The 6,359-nt window shown below is 61.1% G+C and carries 8 protein-coding genes; 3 read left to right on the top strand and 5 right to left on the bottom strand.

Annotated elements, in window-relative coordinates:
- Window positions 1-123: 123 nt before the first annotated feature.
- Window positions 124-1,182, top strand: coding sequence for a RelA/SpoT domain-containing protein (locus GL284_RS19175; protein WP_341870509.1), 1,059 nt, complete (start codon window positions 124-126; stop codon window positions 1,180-1,182).
- A gap of 228 nt (window positions 1,183-1,410) precedes the next feature.
- Here the strand turns inward: GL284_RS19175 and GL284_RS19170 are convergent, their stop codons facing one another.
- From GL284_RS19170 to rph, 5 genes are read right to left on the bottom strand one after another with little or no spacing between them, the layout of a single operon-like run.
- A complete protein-coding gene (locus tag GL284_RS19170; RefSeq protein WP_155046091.1) occupies window positions 1,411-1,764 on the bottom strand; it encodes a YbaN family protein in 354 nt (117 codons plus the stop codon).
- Window positions 1,764-2,951, bottom strand: a complete 1,188-nt coding sequence (hemW, locus tag GL284_RS19165; protein WP_155046095.1) for a radical SAM family heme chaperone HemW — start codon at window positions 2,949-2,951, stop codon at window positions 1,764-1,766. The genes GL284_RS19170 and hemW overlap by 1 nt, the downstream gene beginning before the upstream one ends.
- Before the next feature lie 2 nt (window positions 2,952-2,953).
- Entirely contained in the window at window positions 2,954-3,328 is a 375-nt protein-coding gene (locus GL284_RS19160) for a RidA family protein (RefSeq protein WP_155046090.1), read from the bottom strand.
- Window positions 3,321-3,926 carry an RdgB/HAM1 family non-canonical purine NTP pyrophosphatase gene (rdgB, locus tag GL284_RS19155; protein ID WP_155046089.1) on the bottom strand — a complete coding sequence of 202 codons (606 nt, stop codon included), beginning with the start codon at window positions 3,924-3,926 and terminating at the stop codon, window positions 3,321-3,323. Before rdgB ends, GL284_RS19160 begins: the two co-directional genes overlap by 8 nt.
- On the bottom strand, window positions 3,923-4,633 hold the full coding sequence (gene rph / locus GL284_RS19150; RefSeq protein WP_155046088.1) for a ribonuclease PH: 711 nt from the start codon (window positions 4,631-4,633) through the stop codon (window positions 3,923-3,925). The genes rdgB and rph overlap by 4 nt, the downstream gene beginning before the upstream one ends.
- Before the next feature lie 75 nt (window positions 4,634-4,708).
- On the opposite strand from rph, the gene hrcA reads away from it, so the two are divergent.
- Window positions 4,709-5,758, top strand: a complete 1,050-nt coding sequence (gene hrcA, locus GL284_RS19145; RefSeq protein ID WP_155046087.1) for a heat-inducible transcriptional repressor HrcA — start codon at window positions 4,709-4,711, stop codon at window positions 5,756-5,758.
- A gap of 49 nt (window positions 5,759-5,807) precedes the next feature.
- Complete coding sequence (locus GL284_RS19140; RefSeq protein ID WP_425274249.1) at window positions 5,808-6,302, top strand: nucleotide exchange factor GrpE; 495 nt, start codon at window positions 5,808-5,810, stop codon at window positions 6,300-6,302.
- Window positions 6,303-6,359: the final 57 nt, after the last annotated feature.

Genomic DNA, 6,359 nt, shown 5'->3' with positions numbered 1-6,359 from the left:
ATGAGCCTTGAAACGCTCGCCCGTGTGACCGACAATCCAACCGTCAGGCTGCCCGCCGTGGCCACCTGAACAAGCCCTGACCTCTCCGAGGGTCGGCGCTCCTACACCACGCCGCGGGGCACTATCCCACCCGAAAGCAAATCCAAAGTCAAACGTGCCGGAAAGCGTATCGCGGATGGGGCGGGATCAGAGGCTGATTTTGATCTTGTCGACCAGTGGCGCTCATCACACGGCTATGTCATCAATACATTTCAGATCTGGCTAAAGCGAAAAATTGCAATCAAGCCGTACAACGTCGAATTTGCGCAGCGCCTTAAGCGCAGAAATACTGTAATTGACAAGCTTAAACGAAAGAATGATGCGGGTGATCCGCTGATCGCCGACATTTCTGCCATGCATGATTTTGCCGGCTGTAGAATGATTTTTGAAAATCTGTCAGATCTTCATGATTTCAGGGATTATATCAGCTCGACGGCTGTGATGAAAAACGTCAAACATCAACTGAGATACCCGCGCGAAAAATATGACTATATAGAAACACCCAAGTTCACCGGATACCGCGGCATCCATGATGTATACCGCCACCTACCACGCGGTAGTGATCGGGCCGAAACTAAGAAGCCTTGGGATGGCCTGCTGGTCGAGATTCAGTACCGAACGCGCGCCCAGCATGCTTGGGCAACGGCAGTTGAGATTTCGGATCTGATCGACGGAGAGCGCACGAAGTTTGAAATGGATCAGTCGAAGCGAGGTCGTTTCTTCGCCATTGCTAGCGAGATTATTGCTCGCAAACATGAGCATCTGGAAAAGGCATTTCTAGAGGTGAGCACTGCCGAACTTCAGGTGCAGCTTCAGGAACTTGAAAACGAGCTTGGGATCCTTCAGAGGCTATCTGCGCTTAAACAATTCGAGGACGAGGAGAAGCTGCAAGAACATACCGTTCTAAATGTTTTTCGAAAGCCGGATGGAAGCGCCGGGCTAGAGGTGATCCCATTCAAAAATTCTGGCGATGCCATTGCCAAAGCCACTGAGTTGGAAACTTCCGGTTCGAGCTTGAATGCTGTATACGTTAGAGCAAGCAATCCGAAACAACTACGGTCGGCGTACCGAAATTATTTTAACGATCCGATCGATTTCGTGAAAATCATCCAAGAAGAAGGCGAGGTTGAGATGTCCGAGTAATAAGCATTTGATGTACAAATAACTTTAAAACGTGCCGCAAGCTTCAGTTTGGGCAATACCCGCTCCATGCGCTGCGTTAGCGTTCGTTTTCAGCGCATCGAAAAATCGCTTTTCTCTCCTCACGTACGATTGCCCTGCAGGTACAAAGTATACTTCAGATACAAAGTAAATTCTTATGTGTTAACAGGAGCAGTCTTTTCCGCAGAGCAGACCTCGACTGTCGATCTCTCACCGCTCGGGCCGCGTCAGCAGCCACACAGCGACGCTGCCGCAGATCACCGCCTGCACCGCCACGATCCGCGCATCCAGTCCGAAGAACAGCGACCAGCCGACGCCGCAGGCCATGGCGGTAGTGGCAAAGAACTTGGCGCGGCGGCTGACGACGCCGCGTTTGCGCCATGCCCGGATGGGGGGGCCGAAGGTCGGGTGTCGGGTGATCCGCGCGCCCAGACGCGGGGATGAGCGCGCAAAGGCCCAGACCGCCACCAGCAGGAAGGGCACCGTCGGCACCACGGGCAGCGCCACGCCGATGGCACCCAGGCCCAGCATCAGCCAGCCGATGGCAAGCCAGACCAGCCGCATCAGGCCGCAAGCTCGCGCAGGATGCCGTTCAGGACGGGGCGGCCGGTTTCGGTGGCGATGATCCGGTCGGGGGTGCGGGTGATCAGGCCAAGGTCGATCAGATGCGCGATGCGCGGCTGGGGCAGGGTCGCGCCATGGGCCAGATAACGCGCGGTCTGCATCCCTTCGGACAGACGCATGGACATCAGCAGATACTCGAGCGCGCGATCCTCGGGGCTGAGGGGGTCGCGCAGGCTGTCGCCATTGCCACGGGTTTCAACGGCCTCCAGCCATGCGCCGGGGGCGCGGTGGGCCTCGGTCGCCCAGCGGCCCGAGGGCAGCGTCAGACGGCCATGCGCGCCGGGACCGATGGCCGCCCAGTCGCCCTGCCGCCAATAGATCAGGTTGTGCAGGCTTTCCGCCCCCGGCCGCGCGTGGTTCGAGATTTCATAGGTCGGCATCCCTGCCGCGGCGCAGATCTCTTGCGTGTCCAGATACATGTCGGCCGACAGATCGTCATCGGGCAGGCCCTTGAGCCCGCCCTTGGCGTGGCGCGCGCCGAAGGCGGTGCCGGGTTCGATGGTCAGTTGATAGGCCGATAGGTGATCCACGGCCATGGCCAGCGCCTGGGTCAATTCGCGGCGCCAATGCGCGCGGTCCTGATCCTGACGGGCATAGATCAGATCGAAGCTGACCCGCGAAAAGCAGTCGCGGGCAATATCGAAAGCCGCGCGGCCTTCGGCGGCCGAATGCATCCGACCCAAACGCTTCAGGTCGTCATCGTTCAGCGCCTGCATCCCCATCGACACGCGGTTCACGCCCGCCTGCGCATAGGCGCGGAAGCGGCTGGTTTCGATGCTGGTGGGATTTGCCTCAAGCGTGATCTCGATGTCATTGGCGAAAAGCCAATGCGCGCGGGCGGCGTCGATGATCCCGTGAACGGTTTCCGGCGCCATCAGGCTGGGCGTGCCGCCGCCAAAAAAGATGCTGTTCAGCACGCGCCCCGGCGTTTCGGCGCCAAGGCGGGCCAGTTCGGTCAGATAGGCGGCCAGCCAGCGTGTCTGGTCGATATTGGCCGAGACATGGCTGTTGAAATCGCAATAGGGGCATTTCGCCGCGCAGAAGGGCCAATGCACATACAGCGCAAAGCCGCCCGCCCGCCAGTCATCGGCAAGCGGATCAGTGCTGGCATGGGCTGGCATCGGCATGGTCATTCGCGGAATGCTGTCACTTCGATTTCGATCTTCATTTCGGGTCTGATGAGGTCCGCCACAACCATCGTCGCGGCAGGTAACGCATCTTTCATCGCCTCGCCCAGAACTGGCGTGATCTCATCCAGCAAAGCGGCGTCGGTGATGGTGTATTGCACCCGCACGATGTCGGCGGCGTCGAACCCCGCCTGCCCCAGCGTGGCGAAGATGGTGGCGAAGGCATTGCGGGCCTGATCGGCGGCGCTGTCGGGCATCGTCATCGCGGCATAGTCATAGCCCGTGGTGCCCGACACGAAGCACCACGGCCCCTTGACCACGGCCCGGCTGTATCCCAGCGCAATTTCAAAGGGTGAGCCGGTCGAGATCCTATGCAAGCGCCGCCTCCAGCTTGTGGAAGGCATCGGCGCGGTGGCTGATGCGGTTTTTCTGCTCGGCGGTCATTTCCGCAAAGGTCATGTCATGGCCGTCGGGAATGAACATCGGGTCATAGCCGTGGCCATGATCGCCGCGCGGCGGCCAGACCAGCCGACCGGGCGCGACGCCTTCAAAGATTTCCTCATGCCCGTCGGGCCACATCAGGATCAGCGTGGCGCGGAACTGGGCGGTGCGCGGCTGGGCAGCGTTGCGGGCGTCAAGTTCGGACCATGTGCGGCGCATGGCCTGCATGAAGTCGCGCCCGTTCGGGGTTTCGGCCCAGTCGGCGGTATAGACGCCCGGCGCGCCGTCCAGCCCGTCGACCGTGATGCCGCTGTCATCGGCCAGCACCGGCAGGCCCGTCGCCTGCATCGCCGCACGCGCCTTGATGCGGGCATTGCCGATGAAGGTGGTTTCGGTCTCGGCAGGCTCGGGCAGGTTCATTTCGCCGGCGCTGGTCACCTGAATGCCATGCGGAGCCAGCATGGCGCGGAATTCTTCCAGCTTGCCGGCATTATGGGTGGCGATCAGAACCTTGGCTTCGGTCAGCTTTCTCATATCGCGGCTTTCTGTGCAGCGACCAGCGCGGCGATGCCGCCCTCGGCCAGATCCAGCAACTGGTTCATTTCAGGGCGCGAGAAGGTGGCGCCTTCGGCCGACATCTGGATTTCGATCAGACGGCCCGCGCCGGTCATGATGAAATTGCCGTCCGTCCCGGCCTCGCTGTCTTCGGCATAGTCCAGATCCAACAGCGGCTGACCGGCATAGATCCCGCATGAGACGGCGGCCACATGATCCATGATCGGATCAGTGGTGACGATCCCGGCCTTCATCAGCTTGTTCACGGCCAGACGCAGCGCGACCCAGCCGCCGGTGATCGAGGCGCAGCGCGTGCCGCCATCGGCCTGAATCACGTCGCAGTCGATGACGATCTGGCGTTCGCCAAGCGCACGACGGTCCACCCCGGCCCGCAGCGCCCGGCCGATCAGGCGCTGGATTTCCTGCGTGCGGCCCGATTGCTTGCCAGCCGCAGCCTCGCGCCGGTTGCGGGAATTGGTGGCGCGCGGCAGCATGCCGTATTCCGCCGTCACCCAGCCCTGCCCCGAGCCCTTCAGGAAGGGCGGTGCCTTATCCTCGATCGTGGCGGAACACAGCACCTTGGTGTCGCCGCAGGAAATCAGGCACGAGCCCTCGGCATGGCGCATCACACCCGTTTCGATTGAAATCGGACGCATATCACTTAAATTTCTGCCAGAGGGGCGCATCTGTCATTCCTTTCGGAGGTTTTGCCGTTCAAATACAGGTCTGGCCCCATGAACCGCAACCCGTGAACGCTGCCCATGCCCGAGACCGCATTGCTTTCCGATCTGAACGACCGTTCGCGCGAAGTGTTCCGTCGCGTGGTGGAATCCTATCTGGCGACGGGCGACCCGGTCGGGTCGCGCTCGCTGACGCGCGACATGGCGGTCAGTGCGGCGACGATCCGCAATGTGATGCAGGATCTGGAATATCTGGGGCTGCTGGATCACCCGCATGTCTCGGCCGGGCGGATGCCCACGCAACTGGGGCTGCGGCTCTTCGTCGATGGGCTGATGGAGGCCGGGCCGGTTTCCGCCAGCGACCGCGAGATGATCGAGGAGACGCTGGGCGCGGATCGCGGCGATACTGGCGCGATGATGGATCGAGTCAGCATGGCGCTGTCGTCGCTGACGCAAGGCGCGTCGCTGGTGCTGATGCCCAAGCAGGAAGCGCCGGTGCGTCATATCGAGTTTGTCAGCCTTGCCCCGGATCGTGCGCTGGTCGTGCTGGTCTTTGCAGATGGCCGGGTCGAGAACCGGGTCTTTACCCCGCCGCCCGGCCATACCGCCAGTTCGATGCGCGAGGCCGCGAACTTTCTGAACGCTTTTGCCGAAGGCCGCACGCTGGGCGATCTGCGCCACGGCATCTCGCGCGAGATCGAGGCGAGCCGGCAGAAGCTGGACCAGATGGCCGCGGCGCTGATCGCCTCGGGGTTGGCGATGTGGGACAGCGACGGGTCAGACCCGCGGCTGATCGTGCGCGGGCGGGCGAACCTTTTGGCGCATGAACTGGCCGATCTGGACCGCGTGCGCGTGCTGTTCGACGATCTGGAACGCAAACGCGACATCGCCGAGTTTCTGGAACTTGCCGAACAGGGCGACGGGGTGCGCATTTTCATTGGCTCGGAGAACAAGCTTTTCTCACTTTCCGGTTCATCTTTGGTCGTTTCACCCTATATGAATGCCGACCGAAAGATTGTCGGGGCGGTTGGGGTCATCGGACCTACGCGGCTGAATTATGGCCGGATCGTTCCGATCGTCGATTATACTGCGCAGCTCGTCGGGCGGATGATTTCCGGCCGGAAAGGATAAGGACATGACGAACGAGAACATGAACGGAAACCCGCTGGACGACGATGATATGGTCGATCCGCTGGCGGAAGACGGTGCAGAGATCGAAGCACTTATCGCCGAGCGCGACAGTTTCCGCGATCGTTTCATGCGTGCCCTGGCCGATGCCGAAAATGCCCGCAAACGCGCCGAGAAAGACCGGCGCGAGGCCGAGCAATATGGCGGATCTCGGCTGGCACGCGATCTTTTGCCCGTCTATGACGCGCTGTCGCGGGCGCTAGAGACGGCAGGCGACGAACAGCGCGCCGCTGCCCCGGCCCTGATCGAAGGCGTCGAGCTGACGCTGCGAGAGCTTAACAACGTTTTCGCGAAGCACGGCATCCATGTGATCCTGCCCGAAGTCGGACAGCGCTTTGATCCGCAGCAGCACGAAGCGATGTTCGAGGCCCCGGTTCCCGGCACGGTCGCGGGCAATATCATTCAGGTGATGGGCAACGGGTTCATGCTGCATGACCGGCTGTTGCGACCCGCCAAGGTGGGCGTCAGTTCGATGCCCGCAAGCTGAGATTTGCTTGTGAGAAATGAAAAACCCCGGAGTTTTCTCCGGGGTTTTATTTTGTGG

This window comes from Paracoccus shanxieyensis (assembly GCF_009711265.1).
Taxonomy (GTDB): Bacteria; Pseudomonadota; Alphaproteobacteria; order Rhodobacterales; family Rhodobacteraceae; genus Paracoccus; species Paracoccus shanxieyensis.
The sequence above is the reverse complement of the archived record's forward strand: the minus strand, read 5'-3'. Positions and strand labels throughout refer to the sequence as shown.